General features: G+C 68.4%; 24 protein-coding genes, 1 tRNA gene and 1 pseudogene. 12 read left to right on the top strand and 14 right to left on the bottom strand.

The window, feature by feature from the left end:
* Window positions 1–1,120: 1,120 nt before the first annotated feature.
* The 5 genes from OG870_RS14815 to OG870_RS14795 all read right to left on the bottom strand — a co-directional run bounded on the left by OG870_RS14815 (window position 1,121) and on the right by OG870_RS14795 (window position 7,068).
* Window positions 1,121–1,975 (bottom strand): alpha/beta hydrolase, encoded by an 855-nt coding sequence (locus OG870_RS14815; protein ID WP_327690962.1) that lies wholly within the window; start codon window positions 1,973–1,975, stop codon window positions 1,121–1,123.
* Window positions 1,976–2,101: 126 nt separating this feature from the next.
* A complete protein-coding gene (locus OG870_RS14810; protein ID WP_327690961.1) occupies window positions 2,102–2,815 on the bottom strand; it encodes an ABC transporter ATP-binding protein in 714 nt (237 codons plus the stop codon).
* On the bottom strand, window positions 2,812–3,627 hold the full coding sequence (locus tag OG870_RS14805) for an ABC transporter ATP-binding protein (RefSeq protein ID WP_266584858.1): 816 nt from the start codon (window positions 3,625–3,627) through the stop codon (window positions 2,812–2,814). The genes OG870_RS14810 and OG870_RS14805 overlap by 4 nt, the downstream gene beginning before the upstream one ends.
* Window positions 3,624–5,657 (bottom strand): branched-chain amino acid ABC transporter permease, encoded by a 2,034-nt coding sequence (locus OG870_RS14800; protein ID WP_266584861.1) that lies wholly within the window; start codon window positions 5,655–5,657, stop codon window positions 3,624–3,626. The genes OG870_RS14805 and OG870_RS14800 overlap by 4 nt, the downstream gene beginning before the upstream one ends.
* 97 nt (window positions 5,658–5,754) lie before the next feature.
* Complete coding sequence (locus OG870_RS14795; RefSeq protein ID WP_266584862.1) at window positions 5,755–7,068, bottom strand: ABC transporter substrate-binding protein; 1,314 nt, start codon at window positions 7,066–7,068, stop codon at window positions 5,755–5,757.
* Between the two features lie 265 nt (window positions 7,069–7,333).
* Here OG870_RS14795 and OG870_RS14790 point away from each other — a divergent pair, with 265 nt between their 5' ends.
* Entirely contained in the window at window positions 7,334–8,083 is a 750-nt protein-coding gene (locus tag OG870_RS14790; RefSeq protein ID WP_266584864.1) for a hypothetical protein, read from the top strand.
* Between the two features lie 24 nt (window positions 8,084–8,107).
* Window positions 8,108–8,236 carry a hypothetical protein gene (locus tag OG870_RS14785; protein WP_327690960.1) on the top strand — a complete coding sequence of 43 codons (129 nt, stop codon included), beginning with the start codon at window positions 8,108–8,110 and terminating at the stop codon, window positions 8,234–8,236.
* A 693-nt stretch (window positions 8,237–8,929) separates the two neighbouring features.
* Here OG870_RS14785 and OG870_RS48160 read toward each other — a convergent pair.
* From OG870_RS48160 to OG870_RS14765, 5 genes and pseudogenes are all read right to left on the bottom strand, one after another.
* Window positions 8,930–9,030: pseudogene (locus tag OG870_RS48160) on the bottom strand (IS5/IS1182 family transposase); the annotation flags it as partial.
* Window positions 9,031–9,068: 38 nt separating this feature from the next.
* The gene (locus OG870_RS14780; RefSeq protein ID WP_327690959.1) at window positions 9,069–11,384 is read right to left on the bottom strand and encodes a N,N-dimethylformamidase beta subunit family domain-containing protein; all 2,316 of its coding nucleotides are present in this window, start codon (window positions 11,382–11,384) and stop codon (window positions 9,069–9,071) included.
* A gap of 18 nt (window positions 11,385–11,402) precedes the next feature.
* Complete coding sequence (locus tag OG870_RS14775; RefSeq protein WP_266924039.1) at window positions 11,403–11,747, bottom strand: hypothetical protein; 345 nt, start codon at window positions 11,745–11,747, stop codon at window positions 11,403–11,405.
* A gap of 185 nt (window positions 11,748–11,932) precedes the next feature.
* Window positions 11,933–13,312, bottom strand: coding sequence for an APC family permease (locus OG870_RS14770; RefSeq protein WP_266584871.1), 1,380 nt, complete (start codon window positions 13,310–13,312; stop codon window positions 11,933–11,935).
* Between the two features lie 221 nt (window positions 13,313–13,533).
* Entirely contained in the window at window positions 13,534–14,517 is a 984-nt protein-coding gene (locus tag OG870_RS14765) for a response regulator transcription factor (protein ID WP_266924035.1), read from the bottom strand.
* Between the two features lie 458 nt (window positions 14,518–14,975).
* Here OG870_RS14765 and OG870_RS14755 point away from each other — a divergent pair, with 458 nt between their 5' ends.
* The 7 genes from OG870_RS14755 (at window position 14,976) to OG870_RS14725 (ending at window position 18,159) form a co-directional block, all read left to right on the top strand.
* Window positions 14,976–15,134: a hypothetical protein gene (locus OG870_RS14755; RefSeq protein ID WP_323180229.1), complete on the top strand. Its 159-nt coding sequence runs from the start codon at window positions 14,976–14,978 to the stop codon at window positions 15,132–15,134.
* Window positions 15,135–15,146: 12 nt separating this feature from the next.
* Complete coding sequence (locus OG870_RS14750; RefSeq protein WP_323180228.1) at window positions 15,147–15,305, top strand: helix-turn-helix domain-containing protein; 159 nt, start codon at window positions 15,147–15,149, stop codon at window positions 15,303–15,305.
* A gap of 33 nt (window positions 15,306–15,338) precedes the next feature.
* On the top strand, window positions 15,339–16,073 hold the full coding sequence (locus OG870_RS14745; protein ID WP_266924033.1) for a MerR family transcriptional regulator: 735 nt from the start codon (window positions 15,339–15,341) through the stop codon (window positions 16,071–16,073).
* Window positions 16,070–16,909, top strand: coding sequence for a hypothetical protein (locus OG870_RS14740; protein WP_266924031.1), 840 nt, complete (start codon window positions 16,070–16,072; stop codon window positions 16,907–16,909). Before OG870_RS14745 ends, OG870_RS14740 begins: the two co-directional genes overlap by 4 nt.
* Before the next feature lie 138 nt (window positions 16,910–17,047).
* Window positions 17,048–17,431: a type II toxin-antitoxin system RelE/ParE family toxin gene (locus OG870_RS14735; protein ID WP_266584880.1), complete on the top strand. Its 384-nt coding sequence runs from the start codon at window positions 17,048–17,050 to the stop codon at window positions 17,429–17,431.
* The gene (locus tag OG870_RS14730; protein ID WP_266584882.1) at window positions 17,428–17,766 is read left to right on the top strand and encodes an XRE family transcriptional regulator; all 339 of its coding nucleotides are present in this window, start codon (window positions 17,428–17,430) and stop codon (window positions 17,764–17,766) included. The genes OG870_RS14735 and OG870_RS14730 overlap by 4 nt, the downstream gene beginning before the upstream one ends.
* Window positions 17,767–18,080: 314 nt before the next feature.
* Window positions 18,081–18,159: transfer RNA gene (locus tag OG870_RS14725), tRNA-Ile, on the top strand.
* A gap of 556 nt (window positions 18,160–18,715) precedes the next feature.
* Here the strand turns inward: OG870_RS14725 and OG870_RS14720 are convergent.
* From OG870_RS14720 to OG870_RS14710, 3 genes are all read right to left on the bottom strand, one after another.
* Window positions 18,716–19,375, bottom strand: a complete 660-nt coding sequence (locus OG870_RS14720; protein ID WP_266588442.1) for an NADPH-dependent F420 reductase — start codon at window positions 19,373–19,375, stop codon at window positions 18,716–18,718.
* Between the two features lie 78 nt (window positions 19,376–19,453).
* Window positions 19,454–20,392 carry an SDR family oxidoreductase gene (locus tag OG870_RS14715; protein ID WP_266584884.1) on the bottom strand — a complete coding sequence of 313 codons (939 nt, stop codon included), beginning with the start codon at window positions 20,390–20,392 and terminating at the stop codon, window positions 19,454–19,456.
* A gap of 91 nt (window positions 20,393–20,483) precedes the next feature.
* Window positions 20,484–21,116: an NADPH-dependent F420 reductase gene (locus OG870_RS14710; RefSeq protein ID WP_266584886.1), complete on the bottom strand. Its 633-nt coding sequence runs from the start codon at window positions 21,114–21,116 to the stop codon at window positions 20,484–20,486.
* Window positions 21,117–21,301: 185 nt separating this feature from the next.
* On the opposite strand from OG870_RS14710, the gene OG870_RS14705 reads away from it, so the two are divergent.
* Complete coding sequence (locus OG870_RS14705) at window positions 21,302–22,213, top strand: LysR family transcriptional regulator (protein WP_266520238.1); 912 nt, start codon at window positions 21,302–21,304, stop codon at window positions 22,211–22,213.
* Between the two features lie 660 nt (window positions 22,214–22,873).
* Here the strand turns inward: OG870_RS14705 and OG870_RS14700 are convergent.
* Entirely contained in the window at window positions 22,874–23,485 is a 612-nt protein-coding gene (locus OG870_RS14700) for a TetR/AcrR family transcriptional regulator (RefSeq protein WP_266513860.1), read from the bottom strand.
* Window positions 23,486–23,629: 144 nt separating this feature from the next.
* Between OG870_RS14700 and OG870_RS14695 the strand changes: the two genes are divergently transcribed.
* Both OG870_RS14695 and OG870_RS14690 read left to right on the top strand, forming a co-directional pair.
* Window positions 23,630–24,364 carry an SDR family NAD(P)-dependent oxidoreductase gene (locus OG870_RS14695; protein ID WP_266584888.1) on the top strand — a complete coding sequence of 245 codons (735 nt, stop codon included), beginning with the start codon at window positions 23,630–23,632 and terminating at the stop codon, window positions 24,362–24,364.
* 33 nt (window positions 24,365–24,397) lie between these two features.
* Complete coding sequence (locus tag OG870_RS14690; protein WP_266584890.1) at window positions 24,398–25,027, top strand: NADPH-dependent F420 reductase; 630 nt, start codon at window positions 24,398–24,400, stop codon at window positions 25,025–25,027.
* The last annotated feature ends 633 nt before the right edge of the window (window positions 25,028–25,660 follow it).

Here is a 25,660-nt window from a genome sequence, read left to right as displayed (position 1 = left end):
GCTGACTAGCCTCAACACGGATTACCACATCTGACCTGCGAAAACGTCAAAGATGAGCGTTGATCGGCAAGGACCGCCAAGATCCTCAAAGGACTCATAATCCGTCGGCCGTGGGTTCGAGTCCCACCCGCCCCACTTGTGTAGGCCTTTGACCTGCGGAAACGTTCATTTTTGGGTGTCGGCGCGTCAACTTTGCCTGGACGGACTGAATCCGCTGCTCGTGGGTTTGGAGTCCGGCGGTGGTCGGGGGAGTTCCAACCCTTCTGACCTGCCGCTGAGTTGATGATCGAGGGTGTCGCTCGCGGACCGGGCGACTGCCGTGAGGGTCGATGCCAAGACTCAGGGGCCGTACAGGGGCCGGGACGGCGAAGGTGGGTCCAGCTGAGGGTGTCGCCGGGCTGAATCGTTGTCCCATTTGCTACGCACGCGGCATGGGCTGCCGTCCATGGCGCCGACAGTGGAGGCGGCGAGGATGCCGTACGCCTGGTGCGCAGGCCCGAGGCGAGGAAACGGCCCGAAGAGGAAACGGTCCTGAGCGGGCACACCGAGCTCTCGCCGGGCTCCCCATGGTTCGGTTGGCCAGATCGCCGGGCGGTCAGTGGGGTTGGCCCGGCCGATCGTCGAGGGAGCAGTCGACATCCGCGCCGACAGGGGGTCGGCTGCTGTCGGCGTCATGGACGATGTGACGATCGGAAACCCTCAGCGGCCGGGCCCGGGGCACAACTGACGACCCCTGGCCATCCCGGCGATCTCCGACTTCACAGGCCCTTCGAAGGAACAGGCTGACACGGGCTGGAGTTCGTCGGGGCGGAGGCAATCGGGCGGCACCCGTATGGGCAACCGCATCTGACCTGCGAAAACGTCAAGGACACGAGCGCGCGTCGGAGGACACCAAGGTCACGCGGACCGTCAACGTGGCCCTGACCGGCGACCCCAGCTGGGCGCGGTGATATCAAAGTTGGCCCGAGTCGACGTCGTCCGGGGCAATGTGACCGGCAAGCCTGCCAACGAGGACACCTTCACCGCGTCGACGGCGAGGGGCCAACCGTGGCCGTCTGCCTGGCAGCCGCCCGCCCCGTAACCGTTCGCGGTCCCCGGGACGCTGTCCCCAGCGCCGGGGTCAGCGGGCGAGGACGCGGTTCAGCCAGGCCAGCAGGTCGCTGACGATCTCCTGTCTGTTGGTCTCGTGGAACAGTTCGTGGCGGGCTTCGGGGTATCTGAGATACGTCACGTCGTTGAGGCCGGCCTCGCCGTAGCGTTCGACAAGCAGGTTGCTGAGTGAGAGATCGGCGTTCAGCGGGTCGTGATCCCCGACCAGGACGCAGATGGGCAGATCCGCCGGGATTCCCTTGGGCTGGGCAAGTGACGTCGAGGCGATGGTGATGTCGGCCATGCCCTGGGCGTCGAGGCTGAAGCCGCACATGGGGTCGGCGAGGTAGGCGTCGACGGCCGGTTCGTCCCGGCTGAGCCAGTCGAACGGCGTGCGGCTGGGCTGGAACGCCTGGTTGAGCGCGAGCAACGGGTCTCCTCCCTCCGCGGCGTCCCGCGCCTGTGCCGCGAGCATGACGTCGACCGCGGTGGTGCCGGCGAGGGCGAGTGCGTCGATCAGGTGGGAGTGGTCCAGGACGTACTGCTGCGAGGCGAAGGAACCGAGGCTGTGCCCGAGCAGCACCAGGGGCAGGCCGGGGTGCTGCTCGCGGATGGTCTCCGACTGGGTGGCCATGTCACTGACGAGTCGGTTCCAGCCGTCGTCCCCGAGATGACCGGGCTCGGCGTGCCTGCTCAGCCCGTGTCCGCGGTGATCGTTGGCATAGACGGTGTATCCCTGAGCGGTCAGCTCCGCCGCGAGGGGGGCGTAACGGCCGGCGTGCTCTCCCATGCCGTGGGCTATCTGGACGACGGCTCGCGGTGGGGTGTCCGGCTTCCATACGTGCACGTGGATCTGGACGCCGTCTTCGCTGTCGAAGGTGAACATCGGACTCCTTGTCCTGGGTATGCGGGGCAGCCCTGAGTGCCCCGCCGGGTCGTAGGGGGTGGGCTGCCCGAGCGGTTCGGGCTCACGGGGGTTGTGGTGTCGGGCGGTTGGGGCCGCCCGGCCGGGTCAGGCGTGCTGTTCGCCGAGGTAGCCGGCGACGATCCGGGACTGGTCGGCCCGGAGTTCCCGGGCCGTGGCATGCGTGGTGATCTCGCCGTGGGACAGGACGTAGCCGCGGTCGGCGATGTCGAGGGCGAGCCCGACGTGCTGTTCGACGAGCAGCACCCCGCAGCCGGTGTCGTCGGCATAGCGCCTGACGATGGGCAGCAACTCCTCGACGATGATGGGTGCCAGGCCGAGGCTGAGCTCGTCGAGCAGGAGCAGCTTGGGGCCGCGGGCCAGGGCTCGTCCCATGGCGAGCATCTGCTGCTCGCCGCCGGAGAGCAGTCCTGCCTTGCGGTCCTGGAGGCGGGACAGGGCGGGGAAGTAACGCTCGGCGGCCGTCTGGTCGAGGCGCTCGCCCCGGTGACTGAGGCGCAGGTGTTCCACCACCGTGAGGCCGGAGAAGATGCCGCGTCCTTCCGGGACGTGGGCGATGCCGAGGCGGGCGCGCGTCGCTGCCGGAATCCTGCCGAGGTCCGTTCCGTTGAAGGTGATCGTGCCTGCAAGAGGGCGCAACAGGGCGGAGACGGCCTTGAGTGTGGTGGTCTTCCCCGCTCCGTTGGCCCCGAGGAGGGCGACGACTTCTCCCTCGCCCACTTCGAGGTCGATCCCGCGGATGACAGCGGCTCCGTCGTATCCGGCGGTGAGGCCGGCCACCTCCAGGACTGGGGTACTCATGGTGTCTCCGGTGTGCTGGTGAGGGCCTTGGCGGAGCCATTGCCCGAAGTGCCGGACGCGCTGGCGGGCTGGGCGGCGGAAGCCCCGAGGTAGGCGGCGATGACGGCTGGGTCGGTTCGGACCTGTGCCGGTGTCCCGGAGGCGATCACCTTGCCGAACTCCAGGACGACGATGTGGTCGCAGATCCCCATCACGAGGCTCATGTCGTGGTCGATGAGGAGCAGCGCGGTGCCGGCGTCAGCGACCGCGCGCAGTCTGTGTCCGAGTTCGGCGCTCTCCGTCGTGTCCAGGCCGGCCGCGGGTTCGTCGAGACAGATGACGCGGGGCCGGGCCGCCAACGCCCGCGCCACACCGACGAGTTTGCGTCTGCCCTGGGACAGCTCGCTTGCCGAGGCGTCGGCCAGGTCCTCCAGCCCCAGGGCGGAGAGGGCCTCCGGGACAGCGGGGTTCGAGGGCGGGCGGCGGCCGAAGGTCTCGCCGAGCGCGGTCCACCACGTCGAAGGGTCCGCCGTGACCTGGAGGTTCTCCGTGACCGTGAGGTCTTCGAAGAGTTCGCTGCTCTGGAAGGTGCGGGCGAGCCCTCGGCGGGCCCGTACATGGGGCGGCCGTCCGGTCAGGTCCTTGCCGTCCAGTTCCACCCTTCCCCGGGCGGTGACGAGGCCGGTGACCGCGTCCACGAAGGTGGTCTTGCCGGCCCCGTTGGGGCCGATGAGCCCCACGAGTTGGCCCTCGCCGACCTCCAGGGAGACATCGCTGAGCGCGTGGACGCCGCCGTAGCTGACGCCCAACTGCTGGACAGAGAGCACGTTCACGATGCGACCTCCTTGGCGTCGGCAGCGGTACGGCCGGGGCGGATCTCCGGGGAGCCGACGGTGGATGCGCTGTCGCTCGGTGGTCCCGTCGTGGCCGCCGCACGTTTCGCCCTCTTCGCCGTCCTCCGGCGGTGGGCGGCGCCCGCGATGCCGTCGGGGTTGGCGATCAGCGTCACGATCAGGGAGACGCCGCCGAAGAGCAGGGCCCAGGTCCCCTTGATCCCGAACCACTTGTCCAGCGCGTGGGGCAGCAGCGCCTCGGTGGACATCAGCCCCGCGATCACGGCTCCGGACACCATCGTGATGCCGCCGATGTAGGCGAATCCGATCAGGCCGAGGGCGGCCAGAGCGGTGAAGCGGGCGGCGCTGATCGAGCCGAAGTTGTAGCCGTAGAGGGTGCCGGCGGCGCTGGCGATGAAGGAACTGATCGCGAACGCGGCGATCTTCACCGCCCGCACGTCGACACCGGCCGCCGCAGCGGCGCGCTCGTTGGAGCGGACGGCGAGCATCCGCCGGCCGAGTCCGGTGCGCCTGAGATGGGCGACGTACAGTCCGAGCGCGACGGTGACGGCCAGGACGAGGAAGCCGAACATGGGGCTGGGTTCGTTGCCGTCCAAGCCGCGGAAGTCCGCCTTCGGTCCGAGGTCGATCCCGAACAGGCGCGGCGGGGGTACGGACACTCCGGCCGTCCCGCCGAACCAGGTGTTGTTGAACAGCGCCTGTTCCATGGCCAGGGCCGCGGCCAGGGTGACGACGGCCAGGCTCACACCCCGCACCCGCAAGGCGGAGACGCCCGCGGCCACTCCGAGCAGGGTGGCCAGCACCATCGCGCCGAGGGCGGAGAACGGGAACGGGATCCCCCACCCGACCGAGAGGTGGGAGAGGACGAAGCCCGCGGTTCCGGAGATCGCGAGCTGCATCACGGAGATCTGTCCGACGTAGCCGGTGATGACGACGTACGACAGGACGATGACCATGCCGATCATCGAGTTCGTGAGCGCCTGGCGGAAGTCGAACGGGAGCACGATCAGTGCGACGACGGCGACCGCGGCGGATATCAGGGCGGGACGCAGCAGCCGCTCGGGCAGGGGCACCGCGGGCAGCCGCTGTTCGACGCTTTCACCGCGGCGCGGCAGACCGGCGCCGCGCACGTACAGGGCGACGACCATCAGGGCGAAGACGAGGAGCTGCTGGAGGCCGGGCATGGCGTTGCCGCTGTCGGTCGGGAACCAGCTCTGCGTGGACAGGTAGTACACGATCGACTGGAGCACTCCGATGAGGATGCCCGCGGTGCAGGCGATCCACAGCGAGGTGAACCCGGCGAAGAGGGCGGCGGCCAGGGCCGGGACCACCTGCAGGGGGAGCGTCATGGAGTCGACCTGGACGATGGGCGCGGCCAGGACACCGAGCAGCCCGGCGACCAGGGCGGCCAGGAGTGTGTTGGCCATCGAGACGCTGTTGGGTGACAGGCCTGCCAGCAGAGCGGCCTGTTCGTTCTCCGCGGCCGCGCGGGTGGCCAGGCCGAAGCGGCTCCACCGGTACAAGGACCCGAGGACCAGGGCGATCACGACGACCAGTCCGGCCAGGACGAAGCGGTCGGAGGGTGTGGTGATGCCCAGCATGGTGACGGTGCCGGCCGGAAGGATGCTCGGTGCCTGCTGCGGCTGAACCCCGAAGACCAGGAGCACGGTGGCCTGCAGGGTGAGCAGGATACCGAGGGAGGCCGCGAGTTTGGCCAGGGGCGAGACGGTTCGCAGCGGCTTGAAGACCGCCACCTCCGTGAGCACTCCGACGGCGACCGCGACCGCGAGGGCCCCGGCGAGAGCGGGCCCGACGGGCAGCGTGAACCCGAAGAAACCGGTGGTCAGGGCCCAGAAGGCATAGGCCGAGACCATGGCGACGGCGCCGGTGGACAGGTTGATGATGCCCGAGCCCCGGTAGGTGACCACGACGCCGAGCGCGATGCCGGCGATCAGTGCCCCCTGGCCGAGGCCGAGCACGGCGAAGAGCAGGATCTGTTCCAATTTCATGACTCCTGTCATGAGTCCGCGAATCCGCGAATCCGCGCTGCTGAGGCTGCGTCCCGCGAGGGCGTGCAGCCTCAGCGGCGGCGGGGGCGGGCGGGTCTCACTGGGGCGGGCGGATCCAGTCGGTCAGGGGCTTGAACTGGCCCTTGCCCTCGTACTGGTAGAACCTCGCCTGGTCGTTGCAGACAGCGGCGGCGTCCGGGTACTTGCCGCACTTGACCTCTGCGGCGCCCATGATGACCGGCCCGGGGAACTTCTTGAGCTGCTCGGTCACCGACGCGGGAGTGATCTTGTCCGGGCCGATGGCGTTGAGCACCTTCGCGTATGTGAGGACAGTGCTCCAGCCCAGCGGCGCGAACACCTTGGACTGGTCGTCCTTGCCCAGCCCGGCCTCTGCCGAGGCCTTCAGGAACGCCTTGGAGTCGGCGGCCGAGGGGTCCATCGGCAGCGTCTGGGCGACGCCGTACGTCCAGGTGGGCAGGTCCCCACCGAGCCCCTGGGCGACATCGGGGGACATGCACAGCGGTGTGGAGACCACCGGCTTGGTGACATTGAGCTGCTTCAGTGCCTTGGCGATCCCGACGCATCCGCCACCGATGGAGATGGGCACCACGACATCCGCGGTGTTCGCCCCGGCCGCGGTGACCGGGCCGATCAGGTCGGTGGACTGCGCGTCGAATCCGACGGACTTCACCTTCAGGCCGGCCGCTTCCAGGCCCTTCACCGCTGCCCCGGAGGCGATCTTGTCGCCGGGCGTGTTCGTGTGGATCACCGCCGCGGTCTTCGCCTTCAGCACGTCACGGGCATACGTGCCCCAGGTACCGAAGATGTGCGGCAGGTCACCGAACGTACTGAAGGTGTTCTTCGCGGTGGGCATGGTCGGGCCGGTCGCCACTCCGACCAGCACGGGCTTCTTCCCCGCGATCACGGAGTTGAAGGAGGCGTCTCCGAGGTAGAGGTTGCCCGCGCCGATGGCAGAGACTTCCTTGTCGCCGAGTAGTTGCTGGCCGCATTTCTGCCCCTCCTCCTCGGCGGACACGACCGTGCAGACGTTCAGTTTCAGCGGGTGCCCGCCGATACCGCCCAACGTGTCGTTGACGTACTTCACGGCGGCGCGGGCGCCCAGGGTGGCTTCGGGGTTGCCGCCGGGGCCGCCTTCGACGTTCACCCAGCCCAGGGTGACCGGTTCGAGGCCGGCGTCGGCCTTGCCCGCCTTTCCACCGACGTAGGCGAGGTAGTCGGTCACGACGTCACTCGCCTGGCGGGACTCCGCCTTTGCGGAGGAGCCACCCCCGGAGGTGCCGGTCGATGCGGGGGCGTTGGTGCCAGATCCGCCGCATGCGGCGACACCCAGCAGGGGCGCCACGGCGGCGGAGACGAGGCCGAGTCTCAGAGGACGTGAGGTTACGGGCATGCGGGATCCTCCTGGATCGGAAAACGGCAGGGCGGCGGTGCCTGGCACGGCATGCGGGGAGAGCACGGAAGGCAGAGGAAGGCAGGCGGGCGCACTGGGGTGACCGGTGTCTCGGACCAGCCCGAGGAACTTCGAAAGGCCAGGTGATTGGCGGCTTCCGAGTTTCGTAACTTTCTTACGGATCGGGAATCTAGGTGTACGCTGGCGCCCTGTCAACGCCCCGGTTCACACCGAATTAACGATCATGTAATGGGAGGGGAAGGACATGACGGCGGACGCCGTGAGACGCAGGCTCCCTCGGCGCTCACCCGAAGAGACCCGGGCCCTCATGCTGGAAGCGGCCACCAAGCTCGTCTGCGCCGGCACCTCCGACACGAGTGAGGCGGCCGTCTCCGCGGCCCTTGCTCATATCCGCGTCAAGCGGGTCACCGAGGAAGCCACCCGCATCATGCGGGAGCAACTGGGCGACGACACAGCACCGGCGATCACGACCGGATCCATCTACCAGATCTGGCCCGCGCAGGCCGACTTCCAGGCGGATCTCCTCTTCCACCTCACCGGCCGACAGGCTGAACTGGTCCCGGGGCTGCCGGAGAGCGTCCGTCGTTTCAAGGAGGCGGTCGACAGTGGCACGACCTGGCAGGAGGCTCTCAACGACGTCCTGACGGACAACCACGAGAACCATCGCGTGGACCCGATCTACCGCGTGCTGCTCGGCTTCTACGCCAGCGCCGCCAACCCCCGCGTCCGCGACGCCCTGGGGCACTACGGCGAGTCGTTCACCGAGGTCGCCTGCGAGGCGTATCAGACGCTGCTGGACGTCTACGGGCTGCGCATGCGCGCGCCTTACAAGGTCGAACACCTTGCCACCACCATCGCCGCCCTGCTCGACGGTTTCCACATGCGCTGGATCGCCGGACACCCCAACCTGGAGGACCCGGAAGGAGAGGACCGCTGGTCCCTCGCCACCCGCGCCGCCGTGATGGTGTTCGACCAGTTCACCGAACCGGCGTAGATGGGTTCGCACGTCCATGCGTCGATGAGTGCGCCGAAGGCCGCCAGATCGCGGACGGAGCGCGTCACCAAGCTCAAAGCAAGATCTCCGCAGCCCCCGGAACTCAACACCGTTGCGTTCCGCCAGGCCGTGATCCTGGTCGACCTCGGTTGATCCGATCGGCACGCTGCGACCCAGGTCCATGCGCAGTCCGGTGGACAGGATCGCCTCTTGATGTCAGGGACGATGCTCCACCCCGATACCTGGGAAGGAGCATCATCGCGTCGGTAAGGGACTCCGCTCTGCGAGGGTTCTATCCCCTTGGCTGAACCGGGCGGACGCGGCTGCTGCTGTGGTATGCGTCCAACTCATTGGCTCCCAGGGGCCATTGAGGGGCCACAAGGACAGCAACAGACCGACAAGCACTGCACAGGGGTGACACGGATCAGCACGTCTGGCCTGCAAGAACGGCGTGAATCGGTAATGATCGGCAAGGGCCGCCAAGATCCCCAAGGGACTCATAATCCGTCGGCCGTGGGTTCGAGTCCCACCCGCCCCACTTGTGTAGGCCTTTGACCTGCGGAAACGTTCATTTTTGGGTGTCGGCGCGTCAACTTTGCCTGGACGGACTGAATCCGCTGCTCGTGGGTTTGGGGTCCGGCGGTGGTCGGGGGAGTTCCAACCCTTCTGACCTGCCGCTGAGTTGATGATCGAGGGTGTCGCTCGCGGACCGGGCGACTGCCGTGAGGGTCGATGCCAAGACTCAGGGGCCGTACAGGGGCCGGGACGGCGCAGACGTGTCCAGGCCGACGGTGTCTACAACCCGTTTGTTGTCCCGATAGCCGGTGCGCGGCATGGGCTGCGATCCACAGCGAGGTTCGTCGGCCAATACGCGGCCACGGGCAGCCCCGGTCCGCCGGCGGCAGACACCACGGACGTCCACCACCGGGGCCGTTCCCGTCCCGCTCCGCCGGCGGAGCGGGACGCCTTCGACAGCAGGGGTGGCCTACTCCAGCGGCTTCTCGTCGCGGAAGCGCCGCAGTACGTTGCCTGTGATCTTCGCGATGTTGTTGTCGTACCCGTTGTGGGACAGCGACCCGGTCCAGGCGATGGAGCCGACCGAGAAGAATCCGCCGCCGCCCTCCAGCGCGCAGTAGACCATGTCCGAGCGGACCGCCGGCTGCTCGGTTCCGCCCATCCCCGGGAGCATCTCGAAGATCTCCTCGGTCACCAGCAGGTAGTTGTCGGAGAAAGGCCCGGAGGTGGCCAGGACCAGGGCTTCGGGCGGCGAGCCGAGCGCCGGGTTCCAGCAGTCGATCTCGGCGCCGGCCGCGCCGCCCCCGAGGACACCGAAGTCTCCCAGGAGCTCGTTCTCGCCGACGCCTTCGAAGACGAAGGCCGCCCGCGGATCCTGGCTGTCCGCAAGGCGCTCGTAGTAGGTGCAGCGGTCGAAGCCCTGGGCCGCCATGCCGACTCCTACCAGACGCTGCGGTGCCTTGCCCTTGTTGCGCCACAGGCCGCTGGCCTCGCCCGAGGTGGTGTGGCGGCGTTCGGCGAAGGGTGACTGGTGGGGGCGCGTGCCGCCGTCGGCCCGGCGCAGCTCCATCAGGTGCGGGGCGTCGGGGTCGTAGGAGACGGTCGCGAAGAAGCCGTTGCCGCCCAGGTACATCAGCCGGCCGCCGTTCGCGGTGAACTCCTCAAGGGCGTCGAGCTCGCGCCGCGTGACGTATTCGGGGTGGCTTCCGGTGATCACGACGCGGTAGTCGCGCAGCAGGTCGTGGCCTTCCCGATCGAGGTCCTCGTCCGTGAGGGCGTCGAACTCGCACTCAGCGGTCTCCAACCAGTGCACGAGGGACAGGTCGGCGGGCAGACCCCAGGGGCCTTCGCTCATGAACGAGGCGCGGTACCGCGGCTGCAGGCTGATCAGCGGACGGCGGACGCTGCCGAACACCACGCCGGACCCGTCATTGTGGATCTCGTAGAGGGAGCGACCGAACTCGGGGTGGTCCTGCAGTACCAGGTCTTCCTTGTGGACGATGGGCGTGTGCCCGAGGAGCATCTCCATGCCGTCCGCCTCGAAGGCGATCCGGTCGTTGGCGTAAGCCAGGTAGGTCGCCGTGGGGAACAGGACGGCGACGTCCTTGCGGCGGCGCCCCGGCCCGACGAGGAAGGGCACGTGCTGCTCGATGCCCTCGGCCCGCAGCCGCACCGCGTAGACGCCGCTGGGCAGGTCCTCGGGCACCTCGAAGGTGAACGCCGCAGGCCACTGGGCGTCAGCGATGTCGTCGTCGTGGAAGTGGATGGCGTCGAACTCGTCGGGCGCAAGCCGGAAGTCCTCCACGACACCGTGGAACTCGGGCCCGGTGACGCCCCGGACGGGCGCGTTGACGCAGCGGCCGTGCAGCATGTGAGGCCCCTCGTCGACCACGTCCCACAGCAGCAGCCCGTCGGGACGCCGACTGCGGCCGAAGTGCCAGGCAGCCACCGGTTCGCGCACCTCGGAGGCATCATCGGCGGCGCGTTCGATACGGACGCCACCGATCTTCCCGTTGAACGCGGCCGCCGCGAGCAGCCGGTCACCGTCCCTGCGAGCCAGCGCGCCGATACGGAACGGCATTGAAGAGGCCGTCCGGACTGCCGAGGCGGCTGCACTCGCCTGCTCGGGTACGGCGGCTGCGGCGGCCGGTGCCACCCGGTCCGCGCAGTGGTCCAGCGGGGTCTGCCGCAGGGTGATCTGCCCCGCCGACCGTGGCAGTTCGACCTCGAGCCGGTACCACTGGTGGGCCGTCAGCTCCTGTTCCAGGGTGAGGATCCGCCGCTGACCGCCCTCGCTCCATACGACGGACGGCTTGCCGTCATCGAGCAGCAGGGCCCAGCCGGTCATGGTCGCCTCGTCCCAGGTGCCCATGACCGCCTGGCGCTCGCCGGTGAAGCCGACGGAGCTCTGGCTGACCCGATAGGCGCCCAGGCTCCCTGAACGGTTGTCGCGCGGAAGCGTCGGGAAGACGGCGGCGCGGATGACCAGCGCGTCGGGGTTCGCCAGCAGGCCCTTCGGGTCAGGGACTTCGACGTAGGAGCCGGGCCGGCAGGTGTAGTACTGCCCCGGGTACGTCCCATCGACGGGGGAGGGGACCTCGGCCTCCAGGAAACCCGGCCCCGCCTGCCCGTCGTAGCCGTGTCGCAGGCGTACCAGGGCGGCGTCGTAGGCCGAGGGGCCTTCACAGCTGATGTGGAACGACAGTTGCTCGCCGGGACGGGCGGAGAAGCGATCGGTGTAGCCGAAGACGTTCTGGGTCGTCGTGCGGTCGCTGGGGAGTGGCATGACCCTCCACGTTCCTTTCTAGTTCTGCAGTTCCGCGACACGCGCGGTGAAGATGTACCGCATGGCGTCTTCGTAGTCCTCGAAGGACTGCTCGGTCAGGAGCAGGTTGCCCGGCATACCCAGGACGATCTGCGCCACGCGCCAGGGGCCGTCGGGTCCTTCGGAGAAGACGATGTGCTTGCCCGAGACGGGCAGGCCGCGCAGCGCCCGCAGCACGCGTTGAGTGCGGTCGTCGTGTGGTCCCAGCGGAGCCGCGTCATGGGCGGCGACGACCTCGTCGGTGCACTGCTTGCGCAGGCGTTTCTCGCTGCGCAGACGGAACACCTCGAGCAGCTCGGCCGAGCGGTCCGCACTGGTGCGCATCAGTTCACCTCCTGCTGCTGGAACACCGTTGCGGTGCGACGGGACAAGGACGATGGGCTCACGGGAGGGTGCCTTTCTTGTGCTGAAGGAGCTCGCGAGCGCCGGGCAGCGACTGAGGCTTTCGCCTCGATGTGACGGTGCCTCAGGCCGATGCCTGTGCTGCCCGGCGGTATGCGCGAGTGCGGTCAGGCGTCGGAGCCACCGAGCGCACGCCCGGTGAGCTTGAAGTACGCCGCCACACCGAGGCCGATGACGAGCCAGCACGAGCCGACGATCTTGGCGTTGGAGTCCGCGTTCCACAGCGCGACCAGGAGGAGCGCGGCGCCGAGGACCGGGGAGACCCAGTGGACGAAAATGCGGCGGCTGCCGCCTCGGACGACGAAGTGGGTGAAGACGCTGACGTGGAGGAGGACGTACGCGGTGATCGCGCCGAAGGTCACCAGGGTGGTCAGCAGTCCCGACTGCTCCACGCCGAGAATGCCGACTCCCACCGACAGGAGTGCGATGAAGATCATCGCGTTGAGGGGGACCTGATGCCTGTCGCTGACCCGCGACAGGAACTTCGGCAGCTGCCCGTCGCGGGCCATGCTGAAGACCAGACGGGCGGAGGTGGCGTTGGAGGCAATGGTGTTGGCAAAGATCGCGATCAGAGCAGCGGTCAGCAGGACGATCGTCTTGAACCAGCCCGCCATGGCCGTGCCCACCACGTTGTAGAAGGCGTTGTTGACCGGGTCGCCGTCGGCGAATTCCGTCCCGCTCGGGACCAGGATGCCCGCCACGAAGACCTGCACGACGAACAGCGCGGTCACCTGGTAGAGGACGATCATGGTGGCCTTGGAGACGGTTTTGCCGCCGCCCTCGGCCTCCTCGTTCAGTGTCGAGATCGCGTCGAACCCGATGTAGCTCAGGGCGGCGACCGGAACTGCACCGAGGATCAGAGACCAGGAGCCGCCGTCGGCGGGGACGAACGGGTTGAGCGACAGATGAGCCCGGCCCTGGAGGACGAGCACGGCCGCCCAGACCAGGAACACGGCCAGCACGACCAGCTGGATGTAGAGGAAGATCTTGTTCATCGTCGCGGTGACGCTGATGCCCATGATGTTGATCAGGGCGGTCGCGGCGACGAAGATCACCACCCAGATCCAGGCGGGCACCCAGGAGACCACTCCGGTCATCGCGCTGGCCGCGAAGACGCACAGCAGCGCGGGCAGCAGCAGGTAGTCGAGCAGGATGGCCCACCCGGAGACGAACCCGAGGAAGCGGTTGCTGCCCATCCGCACATAGCTGTAGACCGAGCCGGCGACCGGGAACCGGACCGCCATCTCCTTGTAGCTGATGGCACTGAACAGCATCGCGATCGCGGCCACCACGTACACCGCGGCGACCGCGCCGGCGGCCATGTTGTAGACGATGCCGAACACCGCGACGGGGGCGAGCGGCACCATGTAGATCAGGCCATAGATGACGACGTCAGCCAGGCTGAGCGTGCGGGCGAGCTCCTGCTCGTAACCGAGCTCGTGCAGCCGGTCGCCGTCGTCATACGCGCCGTCAGGTCTTTCGGGCACTGCTTGCGGAGCTTCTGGAACGTTCACGGCCGGGCCTCCTGAGGGATGAACGAGCCCCGGTCGGCTGTCGGTGCCGTGGGCGGCAACAGCGGGGAGGACGCGGGGGTCGGCAGCAGCCGGCTCGGCGGGTGGGGGCCGCCTTCAGCGCGGGCTTCTCTTCACCTCGAATATGGCTTTCGGCCACCTTGCGCCTCAATACGCATTCCTACCGACAACGGTGGTCAGCGGTCCAGGCGCAGAATCCCGTCGCGCAGCGCCGACGCCACCGCGCCGGCGCGCGACGGCTGCCCCATCTTGTGCAGGATCCGCTCCACGTGCGTGGTCACCGTGCGCAGGGAGACGTCTCGCTGCGATGCCAGCTGCTGGTTCGAGAACCCCGCCGCCATCCCGTTCAGGATGTCGTACTCGCGCGGCGAGAGAGAATGGGGCAGCCTGGCCGTCGGAAGCTCCTGCACCAGTACGGCTGGTTCCGGCCGTCCCAGCGGATCGGCCACCTTCAGGACCTGCAGCGTAAGCCACCCTTCACTCGACGCCTGCAGCCCGGTGGCGGCAACCTGCGGCGAGGCCATGAAGCGGCGCAGGAAGCCGGTGAAGTCGGGCTGCGTGGGCGCGAGCGCCGGGGCGCACGACTCGACGGCCCAGGCACGGCCGGTGTGGTCGATCAGGGTGGCGTTCGCTCCCGAGGGTATGGCGCATCCGGTGGTCTCCCGTCGACCCACGTCGCACATCCGCGCCAGCGCGGGCGCCAATGCCTTGAGGAGTTCGGCCGCGTCATCACGGAACGCGCCGCGCGCCGCCGCGGAGAAGTGCAGCATGCCCGTGTACACCCCGCTGTCCGAGAAGAGGCATGCGGTCATGCCGTCTGCGAAGCCGGCAGGTCCGAGCACCTCTCGGTACATCGGGGACACTCGGTAGTCGCCCGGCACGTCGTCGATCCGCATCGGCAGGCGCCGCTCCCGGACCAGCCGGTTCTCAGCACTCGCCGCATAGCGGTCACCCAATGCGGCAACTGTTTCATCACCGTAGGTGACCGCAGCGAGCGCGCGGTGCGCACGGGCCATCGGGTCCCAGATCATGAGGGCGCCGGCGTCGTGATGGGTCACCGGCTCGAGCAGCCTCAATACCGTCATCGCGGCCTCGTGCCGGTCACGGGCTCCGGCTGCATAGGCAGCCTCGGCCAGGACCCGGGTGTGGGATGGCTTCATCAGCGGATCCCTCTCGAAGCTGGGCTACCCCACCCCACGATAGCAACGTCTTCTCGGGCTCTGAGGATGAGAGCCGCGGTCGCGGTTGCACATCGCGCTCGCGGTGACCGCCTGAGTAGAGGAGTCGGCCGGCCCTGCTCTACGGGTGGGCGACGCTGCTAACTGTCACCCAGCCCTGCGCGGATTTCATCGCTGTCTGGGACGGTTCCTGCCGCGAAAACCACTCCCTCAATATGAGGCCTGGAAGATCGTTGTGGTCGAGCCAGCCCTTTCGTGGCTTCACGGCCTGCGCCGTACTGACCGCGACACCCTGATTCAGGTTAGCCAGGCTGTCACCGCTCTTCAGGAGGAAGGTCCCGCGCTGGGTCGCCCTCTGGTGGACACAATCAAGGGCTCGGCGCTGTCCAACCTCAAGTAGCTCCGCCCCGGAAGTGAATCGATGGAGAGGACGGGGCACGATGACTGATCACCTCAAGGACCCGCAGGCCGTCTCCTGGGGAGACCTGGCCGAGGATTTCGCCTTCACCGATGCCGAAAAGGACCAGATCCAGAAGGTGGCGCAGGAGATGGTCCTGGCCTCCCGTGTGCACCGCCTCGCCGAGTTGCGGAAGCGGTAGCACACGACACAGGTGCAGGTTGCCGAAGCCATGGGTGTCACCCAGGCCCGTGTCTCGCGCATCGAGAAGGGTCAGTTGGAGCGCAGCGAGGTCGACACCCTCGCCGCGTACGTCAAGGCGCTCGGCGGCACGTTGAATCGTTTTGCGCCCGACGATGCTTTCAGCGCTTGACCTTGACGCAACGGCAGGGCTTCTACTGGCGGCATGCGAATCGGAGAGATCGCCGCGCTCGTGGGGCTCACCACCCGGGCGATCCGGCACTACCACCATGTCGGGTTGCTTCCGGAACCGGAGCGGCGCCCCAACGGCTACCGGGCCTACAGCGTCCGTGATGCCGTCCTGCTCGCCCGGGTGCGCAGGCTCACCGAACTCGGCCTCAGCCTCGATGAAGTGCGCGACGCCCTCGCCGGTGATGCCGGGCGCGAACTGGCCGAGGTGTTGGAGGAACTCGACTCCGACCTGGCCCGCCAGGAAGCCGGCATCCGGGAGCGCCGCCGCCGGCTCAGCGCCCTGCTCGCCGAGCCGCCCGGCGCGACCGGGCCCGTCTCACCCGCCCTCGCCGCACTGCTGGCACAGGCCCCCAGGACAGACTCGCCGAGCGCGGCCAAGGACCGCGAGTACCTCACGCTGATGGACGCCACCAGCTCCGGTAGCCAAGAGATTTTCGCGCTGCTCGGAACACTGGTCGCCGATCCCGCGGTCGTCGAATTGTATGAGCGCCTCGACGCGCTCGCCGAAGCCCCCGCCGACGATCCGCGGATCGCACCCCTGGCCGCCGACCTGATGGCAGCCGTCCCCGAGGAGCTGTTCGCCGCAATCCCCGAGGACGGGGCGGTCGTGACCGGGTTCAAGGAGGCGCTGCTCGCCGAGTACGCCCCTGCACAAGCGGAAGTCGTGGGCCGACTTATGGACGCGTTCATGGAGAGGGGCCGGGGATGAGTGGCCGACCAAGGGGCGTACGGGCGGCGCGGGTCGCGGTAGCCGCCGTACTGCCGGGGGAACTGGCCCTGGCGGCCTGCCTGGTGGCCGGGGTCCGGCCGCCCGGGTGGGTGCTGGCGGCCGCCGAGGCGCTGGTGCTCGCAGTGCTACTGCTGGAAGCCCGGGTGCTGCGCTCGCTGTATGTCGCCGCGCGCGCCCGCGGCGCAGATTGCCGGGCGGCGCGGCGAGCTGCCGTACAGGAGGCGGTGCCGGTGACGGTCCGCCGCCTGATCCTCCACGAGCTGCGCGCCCTCGCCTCCCTGGGGCGGTGGGTCCGGCGCCGCACGCACGGGGTGCGCCCCGGAGACCTCGCTGCCGCGTACACCGGGCCCCAAACCGCGATGATGTACGGGCTGCTCTTTGTTGTGGTCGTCGAGACGGTGGGCCTGGCCTTCCTCATCCCTTGGCCGGCGGTCCACCGGGTGATCCTGGTACTCGACCTGTACGGCGTCGTCCTTGTGCTGGCCCTGCACGCCGCCTGCGTCACTCGGCCGCACGTCGTGCGCCCCGACGGCTCTCTGCGGATCCGCTACGGAGCCCTGTTCGACCTCGCCGTACCGCCGGATGCGGTCGCCTCGGTCCGGGTCGACCGGCGCTACCCCGAGGGCCGCCTGATCACCCTCTCCGAGGACGGGGTCCTCGACCTCATCGTGGGCAGCCAGACCTCGGTGACCCTGAAGCTGAACCGGCCACTCCCCTTCACCCGCCCGCTCGGCGCATCGGAAGAGGCCCACACCATCCGCTTCCACGCCGACGACCCGCGCGCACTGGTCAGCGCACTCCGTCAGCCCGCCTGAGCACAAAGGTTGGTCTTCGCCGAGACGTGACGCCCGGCAAGGTGCTCCCTTTTGGCTGACCGGGCCGGCCTGGTCCCACGTCTGCCACTATGACGTCAGTGGTGTATGCTGTCAGTGTAATAAATTGCAGATGGGGGCATGTGCACGGCTTGGGAGATCGTTGTGGTCGAGCCAGCTCTTTCGTGGCTTCACGGACTGCGCCGTACTGACCGCGACACCCTGATTCAGGTTAGCCAGGCTGTCACCGCCCTTCAGGAGGAAGGTCCCGCGCTGGGCCGTCCTCTGGTGGACACGATCAAGGGCTCGGCGCTGTCCAATCTCAAGGAGCTCCGCCCCGGCTCGGCAGGAGCCACGGAAGTGCGGTTGCTGTTCGTGTTCGACCCGGACCGCCAGGCCGTGATCCTGGTCGGCGGTGACAAGGCGGGCAACTGGTCCGGCTGGTACCGCGTCGCGGTGCCCCAGGCGGAGCAGGCATACGCGGAGCATCTGAAGCGAATCGATGGAGAGGACGGGGCACGATGACTGATCACCTCAAGGACCCGCAGGCCGTCTCCTGGGGAGACCTGGCCGAGGACTTCGCCTTCACCGATGCCGAAAAGGACCAGGTTCAGAAGGGGGCTCAGGCGATGGTTCTGGCCTCCCGTGTGCACCGCCTCGCCGAGTTGCGGAAGCGGCAGCACACCACGCAGGTCCAGGTTGCCGAAGCCATGGGTGTCACCCAGGCTCGCGTCTCACGCATCGAGAAGGGGCAACTGGAGCGCAGCGAGGTCGACACCCTCGCTGCCTACGTCAAGGCGCTCGGCGGCAAGCTGAAGATCGTCGCTGACTTCGGCGATGAGGCCTACGTCCTCGGCTGACCCGACCGATCGGCAAGCTGTGACCCAGGTTCACGCGCAGTCCCGGGGGCACGCTCGCCTCTTGACATCGGAAACGATGCTCCGCCCCGGGATCAAGGGGTGGAGCATCATCTCGTCGTCGGTAAGGGACTCCGCTGTGCGTAGGTTCCATCCTCGTGGCTGAACTGGGCGGACGTGGCTGCTGCTGTGGTACGCGTCTAACTCATCGACTTCCAGGGGCCATTGAGGGGTCACAAGGACAGGAACACATCGACAAGCACCACACAGGACTGGCACGGATCACCGTGTCTGACCTGGGAAAACGTCAAAAATGAGCGTTGATCGGCAACGGCCGCCAAGATCCCTAGCGGACTCATAATCCGTCGGCCGTGGGTTCGAGTCCCACCCGCCCCACTTGTGCAGGGCCGTGACCTGCGGAAACGTTCATTTTTGGGTGTCGGTGCGTCAACTTTGCCTGAACGGACTGAATCCGCTGCTCGTGGGTTTGGGGTCCGGCAGCGTTCCGGGGAGATCCAACCCCTCTGGCCTGCGGCGGAGTAGGTGATCGAGGTCGTCACTCGCCGGTCGGGCGACTCCCCGAGGGCCGATGCCAAGGCCCAGGTGCCGTACAGGGGCCGGGGGCGCGGCCGGGGTCAGGCCGACGGTGTTTCCGGGCCGATTTCGTTGTCCCGTTTGCTGGTTCCGCGGTATGGGCTGCCGTCCACCGGGGGGAGAAGGCGCCGGTGAGGAAGATCGCGGCCGAGCTGGAGCGCAGCCCCTCGACGCCGTCGCCGCCGAACGCAACAGCCGACCACGCAAAACACTCGGCTGGGAAACCCCAGCCGAGCGCCTGCATACACTCCTCACGACCGCCTCACACTGACCATGTGTTGCAACGGCCGCTGGAATCCCCCCCCCGGGCGGGGGCGTGGCACGGCCGGACCACATCACGGTCCGCGATAAATGGCGGTCACCGCGTTGCGGTGGCCAGTGCCGCGCGGATGGCGTCCTCGCCGACCGGCTGGCCCTTCTCGTTCGAGTACGACCCGTACGGTGTTCCCCACACCGGCGTGCCCGTCGCCTGCCGCCAGCTGTCGGCCAGCGTTCCCGCGTCTACCACGCTGTAGCCGATGGAGGCGATGAATTCGGTCACCGCCGCCTTCGCCGGTGCGGAGTCCCCGGCGATCGGCAGGCAGGAGCGGTCGGCCGCCCCTGCCGGGCGGGCGAGTGACAGCAGGTGCTTGAAGAAGATGTTGTTGAACGCCTTTACGAGCAGGGCGTCCGGGACGTACCGCAGAAGCAACTCGCTTGAGGTGAGGGACTTGTTGTCGAGCTCGGGGATGTGCCCGTCACGCTCGGGGCCGTAGTTGCAGGTGTCGATGACCGTCTTCCCGGCCAGTGGCGCGGCGGGCACGTGGGGGAAGGCGCTGACCGGCACCGTGACCACGACAATGTCACCGGCCCCTGCGGCCTCTTCGCTCGTCGCCGCGGACGCCCGCGGCCCCAGTTCCTCGGCCGTGTCCGCGAGCGTTTCGGGGCCGCGCGAGTTGCTGAGCACCACCTGGTGCCCGGCCCCGACAGCGAGTCGCGCGAGGGTCCTGCCGATGCTTCCGCTTCCGATGAATCCCACAGTCGTCATGATCTCAACGTCCTTCAGAAGAGCCGAACTTGCCGGTTGCCGGGCTCGTTACGATCCGGGTTCCCGCCGTCAGCCGGCGGGGAAGTAATGGCCGTTGTCCAGATCGGCGAGCAGGCCGGGCCGGGCGGGTTCCCAGCTGAGGGCCCGGCGGGTGATGAGGTTGGACGCCGGGTAGCTCTGCGTGACGATATTCGTGAGGAACCCGAAGTAACCCGGCGTTATCAGGGCATCGTTGGGAACGCTCACGGCGGGCAGGCCCAGGCGGCTGGCGATCGCCTCGGCGATGTCGCGGAACGGGATGCCGCCGTCCGCGACCGCGTGCCAGTAACAGCCGGCCGGCCCCTTCTCCAGCGCCAGGCGGAACAAGGTGGCGACATCGCGGATGTGCACGGCGTTCCACAGGTTCGTGCCGTCGCCGTGGTAGCCGACGAACCCCTTTTCCTTCGCGAGCGCGATCAGCGTGGGGAGGAAGCCGGCACGATCGGTCGTGCCGTGCGCGATGTTGGCGATCCGCACGACCGAAGACCGCACCCCCTGCTCGGCGAGGTCGACAACGGCCCTTTCCACGACGTTGCGGACCCGCAGGGTGCCCTTGTGCTCCTCGCCGGCGGGGAGGGCCGGGTCCTCCTCGGTGGCCGGCCGGCCCAGGTGCTGCCCGGGTGAGCCAATGCTCCCCGCCGTGACCAGCGGCTTTCCCGTTCCCGCGAGTGCCTCGCCGTACGCGAGCATGATCGGGAGCTCCGCAGCGGCCACGGCGTCGAGCCCGCCGGAGGGCAGCAGATCCTGCCTGTGCGCGACGTGGATGACGCCGTCGGAGCCCGAGGCTGCCTCCTTGAGCCCGTCGAGATCCTGGAGGTCGCCGCGACGCACCTTCGCGCCGAGCGCGGACAGGGCCGCCGCGGAAGCGTCCGACCGGGCCAGGCCGGTGACCTCGTGCCCGGCGGCTATGAGTTCGGGGATGATGTATGAACCGGAATGGCCGGTCCCCCCAGCGACGAATACGCGCATCTAACTGTCCTTGTGAGGGTAGGTGCAGGGTCTTTTCGTGCCGTAAGTGAACTGGCGTAATGCGGCACGAGAGGTAGTGGTAGGGGTGCACTCAGCCGAGAAGGGTGATGCCGAGGGAGAAATTGGCGTGCTTGACGGAGTGGTTCATGAGGCCCAGCTCCAGCAGGCCGACGTTCTCCAGCGCCCGCGCCATGAACAGATCCCCGGTGTCCCAGGGGCGCAGCCCCAGGCTCTCGACGAACGCCGACACGCGTGCCTTCGCCTGCGCGTCGTCGCCGGCGATGAACACGTCCAGACGGCGGTCCTCGGCCGGGCCGGCCGCCAGAACGTGGGAGAACACAGTGTTGAACGCCTTGACGACATGCGCGTCGGCGGGAGCCGCCTTGGCGATCTCCTGTGCGCCGGAACTGTCGTCGGGGACGACGAAACCCTCCAGGTCGGGGGCTACGGGGTTGGTGATGTCGACGATGATCTTGCCGCGCAGTGCGTCCCCGTACTCCCTCACCACCGCCGCCGCGCCGGCGTAAGGCGTGGCGAGGATCGCGATGTCCCCGGCCGGGGCGGCCCCGGCCGTCCCGACCGTGGCGCCGCCGAGCGTGGCGGCCAATTCCTTGGCCTTGGCCTGGTCGCGGCCGATGATCTCGACGGCATTACCGCCGGCGAGCGCCCGGCCGGCCAAAGCACGGGCCATGTTTCCCAGTCCGATAATGCTGATGCTGCTCATCGGTGTTCCTGCTTTCCGGGTTTTGGCCTGCTGTCGAATTCCAGTGTCGAATTCTTGTGCCGAATTCACTTCGACGCCCTTAGGCGCCTGTTTTTCATGCTGCCATCGGGTCTGAGTGGCGTCCAAGACCTATTGAAGCCGCGGTGATACCCTGCAGGTATCACCGGGTTGGGGGTTCCATGGATCTGGATCTGGATCTGCGCAAACTGCGTTACTTCGTCGCCGTGGCCGACCGACTGCATTTCGGTCGCGCCGCCGATGAGCTCCACATCGCACAGCCGGTGCTCAGCCGGCAGATCCGCGCGCTCGAGCAGGATCTCGGCGCCTCGTTGTTCACCAGGGATCGCCACGGCGTGGAGCTGACAGATGCGGGCCGCCAACTGCTGGCCGACGCCGGTCCGCTGCTTGCCTCAACCCACGCGGTCCGCCGTCGGGTGTCCGCGGCCGCCAGCGGCAAGCGGCGGCTGATGGTCGGTTTCCGGGCCGGCGTTGCAGTCATCCCGGCGGCCCGTGCGTTCGAGGACCGGCACCCGGACGTGGTCGTGGACGTACAGCGGATCGAAGGGGACGACCAGGCTGCGATGCTGCTCGACGGCCGCATCGACGTCGGCTATGTGCGGCTGCCCATCGACGAGGCGGGCCTACGCGTCACACCGCTGTACACCGAGCCGCGGGTGGCGGTGCTGCCCGCCGGACACCGGTTGGCCGGCAAGGAGGAGGTCACCGAGGCCGACCTGGCCGGCGAAACGCTGGTCTGGCACGGTGACCCGAGCACGCAGCCCACCAAGCGCCCGCTCCCCAATGCCGGGTACCCGGTGCGCGGGGTGGACGAGACGCTCGAGCACGTCGCGGCCGGCCGGGGCATCTCCTTCCTGGCCCGTTCGGCGTCCGTGTTCTACTCGCATCCGGACGTCGTCTATGTCCCCATCCCGGATCTGGTGCCCGACCAGGTGTGCCTCGCGGTGGCGGCATCGCACACCTCGCCGGTGGTCGATGACTTCGTCACTGCGGCTCAGTCGACGGCCGAGATCACGGCAGAATGTGGGAACCACGAGATGTGGCAGCTTGGAGGCGATGTCGTCGCAAGGCACGCTTGAGCAGTTCGGCTGCCCCCCTCATCGTGCGCCGGAGAGTGAAATCGCCTGACGGAGTTGTGCTGTTGCGGCTGACCTCTGAGCCGGTTCCGTTCTTCGGCCGGCAGTTGTCTGAGGGAGCCCCGAGGCACCGTGTTGGCTGCCCGCCTGTTGGCCTTCGTTTCGGGCTGGCGTGGCCGAGATGGGCCGCTCACTGATGATCAGCGTGAATGGTTCAGGTGGCTCTGTCCAGAAGTCAACGCCGTGCTGCCCCGCGAGGAGAGCGCCGCGGTGGAGTGGGTGAGGGGAAGGGCAAGTCTCCGGCTCGTAGAGGTTCTGAAGAAGCGGGTGGCCCGCCGGCGACGCCGGCGGGCCACCCGCATCTTCAGAACGTCCCAGCTGCGTACGAGTTCATGCGCCACCGCGTACGGACTTATGTGATCAGCCGTCTGTTCGAACCGGCGGTGCGTCAGCGCCCTGGACCGGGATGACGGCCCACGAACTCCTGAAGCCTTCGGGGGTCGCCGCTCTCCCTGGCGGCTTCTGCTGCGGCCTTCAGTAGGCGGGCGGCCAGTTCCGTAAAAGTCGGCAGGTCCGGGCCAGGTGCCATGCGGCTGGTGTCGCGTACCAGCGGGTGCAGCCGCGCGACCTGCAGCGCGTCCAGCCCGGCCGTGTAGTGCCAAGTCAGCTTGGCGCTTCCTCCCGTCGCCGGTCATCGCCGGCTGTGGCGGGGATGGCGTTGTCGATGAGGACGGCGGCGATGGCGGCGGCGGTGGGGAAGGCGTCGGCGTTGAGGACCCGGGTGCGGGCCGCGGCGCCATCGAGGAGCAGCGCGAGTTGCTCGCCGAGTTGTTCGGGGTCGGCGGCGCCGGCTTCGCGGGCGGCGTCGGCGAGCCGCGCGGCGACGGCCCTCTTGTAGTCGCGTGCGTACTGGGATGCGGGGTGCTGGGGGTCGTGGAGTTCGACGGCGGCGCCGATGTAGGGGCACAGGGGAGTGGTGGGGGGGATGTCGAAGGCGGCGAGGAGCCGTTCGCGGGGCGTGAGGTCGGTGCGGTCGAACACATCGGACAGAACGGAGGGGTCGAACCGGCGCAGGTACTCGGCGACTAGTTCGTCCTTGCCGGCGAAGTGCTGGTAGGCCGTGCGCTTGGACACCTCGGCCGCCGCGCAGAGCTGGTCCATGCCGGTGCGGTTGATGCCCTGCTCGCGGAACAGCTGCTGGGACGCGCCGAGGATGCGCTCGCGGGCGCCCCGGCCGCGGCGGCGGCCCGTGGGGCCCTTCTCCAACTCCGTCATGGCTCCATGGTACCCCGGCCGGGTAACGACCGGTGTACATAGTTTGCGCCCCGGCCGCCCACCCCGTACGGTACGTACACAGGGCGGTGTACATAACACCGTCGTCCCAGGTGCGCACGGCACCACCGACCCAAGGGAGCGACCATGGGAAAGCTTGACGGCAAGGTTGCGGTCATCACCGGCGGCACCACCGGCATGGCGCTGGCCGGCGCGAAGCTGTTCGTCGACGAGGGAGCGCACGTCTTCATCACCGGCCGCCGCCAGGACGCCCTGGACGAGGCCGTGAAGCAGATCGGCCGCAACGTCACCGGCGTCCAGGGCGACGCCGCCGACCTGGACGACCTGGACCGCCTGTACGACACCGTCAAGAGGGAGAAGGGCAGCCTCGACGTGCTGTGGGCCAGCGCCGGCGGCGGCGAGCCCGCCCCGCTCGGCGAGATCACCGAGGCCCAGTTCGACACCTGGTTCGGGCTCAACGCCCGCGGCACCCTGTTCACCGTCCAGAAGGCCCTCCCGCTCTTCAACGACGGCGGCTCCATCCTCATGACCGGCTCCAACGCCTCCCTCGGCGCCTTCCCCGGCTGGAGCGTCTACGCCGGCAGCAAGGCCGTCCAGCAGGCCTGGGCCCGCATCTGGCTCAACGAGCTCAAGGACCGCCGCATCCGCGTCAACGTCCTGACCCCCGGCCAGGTCGCCACCGCCATGCAGGAAGAACTCTTCGACGAGGCCACCAAGCGCCAGTTCGAGTCCCTCATCCCCCGCGGCCAGATGGGCCGCCCCGACGAAATCGCCACCGCCGCCCTCTTCCTCGCCTCCGACGACTCCAGCTACGTCAACGGCATGGAACTCGTCGCCGACGGCGGCACCACCGCCATCTGAACCGAACAACCCACCACCAGGACAGGACATCTCATGAGCAACATCAGCATCATCGGCACCGGAAACATGGCCCGCACCATCGGCGCGCGGGCAATAGCGGGCGGTAACACCGTCGAGGTCATGGGCCGCGATCAGTCCAAGGCCGCTGACCTGGCCAAGGCTCTCGGCGACGGTGCCACGACCGGAGAATGGGGCACCGCCCCGGCCGGGGACATCGTCATCGTGGCCCTCTTGTACGACGGTGTCGTGCCGGTCGTCGCCCAGTACGGAGACGCACTCGCGGGCAAGGTCATCGTCGACATCAGCAATCCCTTCAACTCCACGTTCGACGGTCTGGCCCACCGCGAGGAGACCTCGATCGCGCAGGAAGTCGCCAAGGCGGCCCCGGCCGGCGCCAGCGTGGTGAAGGCGTTCAACACCATCTTTCGTCAAGTCCTGGAGAAGGGGCGGCCCGACGTCTTCATCGCCGGCGACAACGCGCAGGCCAAGGCAAGTGTGGAGGCGTTCATCGAGAGCCTCGGGCTGCGCCCGCTGGACGTCGGCGGCCTGAAAATGGCGCACTGGCTGGAAGGAGCGGGCGTGGTCACGGTGGGCCTCGCCAACCACGGGGTGGGGAACTTGGACTTCGCCCTCAGCATCACCGAACTTCCCTCAGGTCGATGACCGCTTCCTCCAGCCGTGCTTGGGCCGCGTCCAGCCCCCGGGCCGCCAGACAGTCGTCGGTGAACTCGGCAGGCAGCCTGATCACGCGCGTACAGGTCTGGCTGCTCGTCAAGGCCGTAGCCCGGTGGCGGGCGATCCAGGCGTGCCCAACTGCGCGACCAACTGCGAGCACCGATCGTTCCCCGGGCGGATCACGCGCCGCATGGCCGTGCCCTTGGGATTGGTGTAGATCAGCTCACGCGTCTCGATCCGGGACACCTGCCCGCCCTGCTCAAGCGGGTACCGCTCGCACGCCGCGTCGCTCGGAAGGCCCCGACCCCTTCTGACCTGCGGTGGATTGGTCGGTCACGGTTGTCACCGGCTTCCGGGGCGCGCTGCCTGACGCTGGGAAGAAAGGTTGAGGGACCAAGCAGGGACCGGGGCGGCGTTGAGGTGCCTGCGCCGACGGGCCCTGGGGGTTGATCGGTTTCCCGTTCGCGCGCTGTAGCGGCATGGGTCTGTCATCAATGCACGGCGGGTCGGGTACCGGGCAGGTAGCGGAGGCGGCGCAGAGCCGGCGCGTCTGGTGCGTCGGCGATGGGTTGGACTACGTCGGCTGCTGCCTGTGGCGTGGAGGACGGGCTGTGGTTTCCG

The organism is Streptomyces sp. NBC_00461 (genome assembly GCF_036013935.1).
GTDB lineage: Bacteria > Actinomycetota > Actinomycetes > Streptomycetales > Streptomycetaceae > Streptomyces.
The sequence above is the reverse complement of the archived record's forward strand: the minus strand, read 5'-3'. Positions and strand labels throughout refer to the sequence as shown.

Bases quoted from the DNA above. Each gene is read 5' to 3' on its own strand.
- OG870_RS14815 (WP_327690962.1), bottom strand. From the start codon at position 1,975: ATGTTCACCTTCGACAGCGAAGACGGCGTCCAGATCCACGTGCACGTA.
- OG870_RS14810 (WP_327690961.1), bottom strand. From the start codon at position 2,815: ATGAGTACCCCAGTCCTGGAGGTGGCCGGCCTCACCGCCGGATACGAC.
- OG870_RS14800 (WP_266584861.1), bottom strand. From the start codon at position 5,657: ATGAAATTGGAACAGATCCTGCTCTTCGCCGTGCTCGGCCTCGGCCAG.
- OG870_RS14795 (WP_266584862.1), bottom strand. From the start codon at position 7,068: ATGCCCGTAACCTCACGTCCTCTGAGACTCGGCCTCGTCTCCGCCGCC.
- OG870_RS14790 (WP_266584864.1), top strand. From the start codon at position 7,334: ATGACGGCGGACGCCGTGAGACGCAGGCTCCCTCGGCGCTCACCCGAA.
- OG870_RS14785 (WP_327690960.1), top strand. From the start codon at position 8,108: ATGAGTGCGCCGAAGGCCGCCAGATCGCGGACGGAGCGCGTCACCAAG.
- OG870_RS14780 (WP_327690959.1), bottom strand. From the start codon at position 11,384: ATGCCACTCCCCAGCGACCGCACGACGACCCAGAACGTCTTCGGCTAC.
- OG870_RS14775 (WP_266924039.1), bottom strand. From the start codon at position 11,747: ATGCGCACCAGTGCGGACCGCTCGGCCGAGCTGCTCGAGGTGTTCCGT.
- OG870_RS14765 (WP_266924035.1), bottom strand. From the start codon at position 14,517: ATGAAGCCATCCCACACCCGGGTCCTGGCCGAGGCTGCCTATGCAGCC.
- OG870_RS14755 (WP_323180229.1), top strand. From the start codon at position 14,976: ATGACTGATCACCTCAAGGACCCGCAGGCCGTCTCCTGGGGAGACCTG.
- OG870_RS14745 (WP_266924033.1), top strand. From the start codon at position 15,339: ATGCGAATCGGAGAGATCGCCGCGCTCGTGGGGCTCACCACCCGGGCG.
- OG870_RS14740 (WP_266924031.1), top strand. From the start codon at position 16,070: ATGAGTGGCCGACCAAGGGGCGTACGGGCGGCGCGGGTCGCGGTAGCC.
- OG870_RS14735 (WP_266584880.1), top strand. From the start codon at position 17,048: ATGTGCACGGCTTGGGAGATCGTTGTGGTCGAGCCAGCTCTTTCGTGG.
- OG870_RS14730 (WP_266584882.1), top strand. From the start codon at position 17,428: ATGACTGATCACCTCAAGGACCCGCAGGCCGTCTCCTGGGGAGACCTG.
- OG870_RS14715 (WP_266584884.1), bottom strand. From the start codon at position 20,392: ATGCGCGTATTCGTCGCTGGGGGGACCGGCCATTCCGGTTCATACATC.
- OG870_RS14710 (WP_266584886.1), bottom strand. From the start codon at position 21,116: ATGAGCAGCATCAGCATTATCGGACTGGGAAACATGGCCCGTGCTTTG.
- OG870_RS14700 (WP_266513860.1), bottom strand. From the start codon at position 23,485: ATGACGGAGTTGGAGAAGGGCCCCACGGGCCGCCGCCGCGGCCGGGGC.
- OG870_RS14695 (WP_266584888.1), top strand. From the start codon at position 23,630: ATGGGAAAGCTTGACGGCAAGGTTGCGGTCATCACCGGCGGCACCACC.
- OG870_RS14690 (WP_266584890.1), top strand. From the start codon at position 24,398: ATGAGCAACATCAGCATCATCGGCACCGGAAACATGGCCCGCACCATC.